The 2,426-nt window shown below is 71.6% G+C and carries 3 protein-coding genes and 1 pseudogene; 1 reads left to right on the top strand and 3 read right to left on the bottom strand.

All coding sequences use genetic code 11. The annotated features are described in order from the left end of the window. Both ACVNF4_RS34920 and ACVNF4_RS34915 read right to left on the bottom strand, forming a co-directional pair. Positions 1 to 561 (bottom strand): PH domain-containing protein (locus ACVNF4_RS34920; protein ID WP_461806871.1); only part of this gene is annotated, 561 nt, incomplete at its 3' end. After that, complete coding sequence (locus ACVNF4_RS34915) at positions 558 to 1,061, bottom strand: PH domain-containing protein (protein WP_461806870.1); 504 nt, start codon at positions 1,059 to 1,061, stop codon at positions 558 to 560. The genes ACVNF4_RS34915 and ACVNF4_RS34920, both read right to left, overlap by 4 nt. A gap of 31 nt (positions 1,062 to 1,092) precedes the next feature. Between ACVNF4_RS34915 and ACVNF4_RS34910 the strand changes: the two genes are divergently transcribed. Beyond that, positions 1,093 to 2,244, top strand: a complete 1,152-nt coding sequence (locus tag ACVNF4_RS34910) for an NADH-quinone oxidoreductase subunit D (protein ID WP_461806869.1) — start codon at positions 1,093 to 1,095, stop codon at positions 2,242 to 2,244. Between the two features lie 29 nt (positions 2,245 to 2,273). Here the strand turns inward: ACVNF4_RS34910 and ACVNF4_RS34905 are convergent. Then, a pseudogene (locus ACVNF4_RS34905) lies at positions 2,274 to 2,426 on the bottom strand (SAM-dependent methyltransferase); the annotation flags it as partial.

Below are 2,426 nucleotides of genomic sequence, written 5' to 3'. Positions count from 1 at the left end.
CAGCAGCTCGCGCGTGGGCGCCTCACCCACCTGCTGCGCGGTCTCGGGCGCGAACCCGGCCGCCCGCGCGAGGAGTTCAGCCCGCAGCGCCCGCGCCTCCCGCTCGCCCAGGAACGCCAGCTCGTCCTTGTCGTCGGTCCCTATGACGTCCAGCCGAAGCTTCGCGACACCCGCCACACGCGCGAGGAGAGGCTGCGACACGTCGATCGCCTGCACCCGCTCCAGCCGGATGTGCGCGGTGCGCCGGAACACCAGGCCCGTACGGATGCGCAGTTCCGTGTCCGTCACCGAGAAGTGCGTGAACCACCAGCTGAGGAAGCCGTACAGGGCGGACGCCGGGACGACCACGGCGATCGCGATCAGCAGGGTCGTCGACGTCAGCCGGGTCAGCTGCTCCTGCGCCGCGTTCGGGTCGTGCACCGCCCACCCCGCGAGCACCGCGACCGGCGCCCACGCGCGCCGGAACGGCGTCACGGGGTGCAGCCGCTGTTCCACGACCGGGGCGGCGGGCTCGGCAGGCTTGCTCAGGCGGACGGCGTCCTCCGCCCCCGGCGTCGTCACAGGCCCGCCGATCGGGCCTCGCCCAGCTCGGTGAGCCGGTCGCGCAGCCGTTCCGCCTCCGCCGGGTCGAGCCCCGGGATCGTCGCGTCGGTCGCGGCGGCGGCCGTGTGCAACTGCACGCTGGCCAGCCCGAAGTACCGCTCGACGGGACCCGAGGTGACCTCCACGAGCTGCATCCGCCCGTACGGCACGACGGTCTCCTCACGCCACAGCACACCCCGGCTGATCAGCAGGTCGTCCGCGCGCTCGGCGTACCGCCAGGACCGCCAGTTGCGGCCCAGCAGCACCCAGCCCCACGCGATCAGGGCCAGCGGCACCGCCGCGAACGCCGCCCACGCGGGGCCGACGAAAAGGTCCAGGCACACGCCGAGGGCGATCGCGGCGATCCCCAGCCACACCACCAGCAACAGCCGCCGCATCCGCAGCAGTCCCGGCGGCAGCCCGGTCCACACCGGCTCCGCCGCCACACTCTCCGCACCCCGCGGGCTCCCCGTCTCCATGCGCCCAGCGTACGTAGGGGAGACTGGAACCATGACTCCCACGACGGAGACCACGGTCGGGATCGGCGGCGCGGCGGAGAGCACCGACATGGTGCTGAACATCGGCCCGCAGCACCCCTCGACGCACGGCGTGCTGCGGCTGCGGCTGGTGCTGGACGGCGAACGGATCGTCCGCGCGGAGCCCGTCATCGGGTACATGCACCGGGGCGCCGAGAAGCTCTTCGAGGCCCGTGACTACCGGCAGATCATCATGCTGGCGAACCGTCACGACTGGCTGTCCGCGTTCTCCAACGAACTGGGAGTCGTCCTCGCGGTGGAGCGCATGCTCGGCATGGAGGTGCCCCCGCGCGCGGTGTGGACGCGCACGCTCCTCGCCGAACTGAACCGGGTCCTCAACCACCTGATGTTCCTCGGCTCGTATCCGCTGGAACTCGGCGGGATCACACCGGTGTTCTACGCGTTCCGGGAGCGCGAGGTCCTCCAGAACGTGATGGAGGAAGTCTCCGGCGGGCGCATGCACTACATGTTCAACCGGGTCGGCGGCCTCAAGGAGGACCTCCCCGCCGGCTGGACCTCCCGCGCGCGTGCGGCGGTCGCCGCGGTGCGCTCCCGGATGGACGTCTTCGACGACCTGGTCCTCGGCAACGAGATCTTCCGGGGCCGCACCCGGGGAGTCGGCGTCCTGTCGGCCGAAGCCGTCCACGCGTACGGCGTCAGCGGGCCCATCGCGCGCGCGTCGGGCGTCGGTCTCGACCTGCGCCGGGACGAGCCGTATCTGGCGTACGGGGAACTCCAGGACGTCCTGAAGGTGGTCACCCGGCAGGAGGGCGACTGCCTCGCCCGCTTCGAGTCCCTCCTCGAACAGACCCACAACGCCCTCGCCCTCGCCGACGCCTGCCTCGACCGGCTCGCCGACCTCCCGCCGGGCCCGATCAACCAGCGCCTCCCGAAGGTCCTCAAGGCCCCCGAGGGCCACACGTACGCGTGGACCGAGAACCCCCTCGGCATCAACGGCTACTACCTCGTCAGCAAGGGCGAGAAGACCCCGTACCGGCTCAAACTGCGCTCCGCGTCGTACAACAACATCCAGGCGCTCGCCGAACTGCTGCCGGGGACGTTGGTCGCGGACATGGTGGCGATTTTGGGGTCGATGTTCTTCGTGGTCGGAGACATCGACAAATAGCGGGCCGGTTGGGAAAACGAACCGACCCTCTACAGGGGGAGTGGGTTCGGAATCCCGACCGACTGCACCAGCCACCCGAAGTCGCCCAGCCCACCCCGCGCGGTGAGTTCGGCCGCCTCCCCGCCCGCCGCCAGCGCGCGCACGTACGCGGCGGGGTCGGTCGACGCGAGCGCCAGAGGCGG

The sequence above is a fragment of the Streptomyces sp. S6 genome (assembly GCF_054880855.1).
The sequence above is the reverse complement of the archived record's forward strand: the minus strand, read 5'-3'. Positions and strand labels throughout refer to the sequence as shown.

Bases quoted from the DNA above. Each gene is read 5' to 3' on its own strand.
- ACVNF4_RS34915 (WP_461806870.1), bottom strand. From the start codon at position 1,061: ATGGAGACGGGGAGCCCGCGGGGTGCGGAGAGTGTGGCGGCGGAGCCG.
- ACVNF4_RS34910 (WP_461806869.1), top strand. From the start codon at position 1,093: ATGACTCCCACGACGGAGACCACGGTCGGGATCGGCGGCGCGGCGGAG.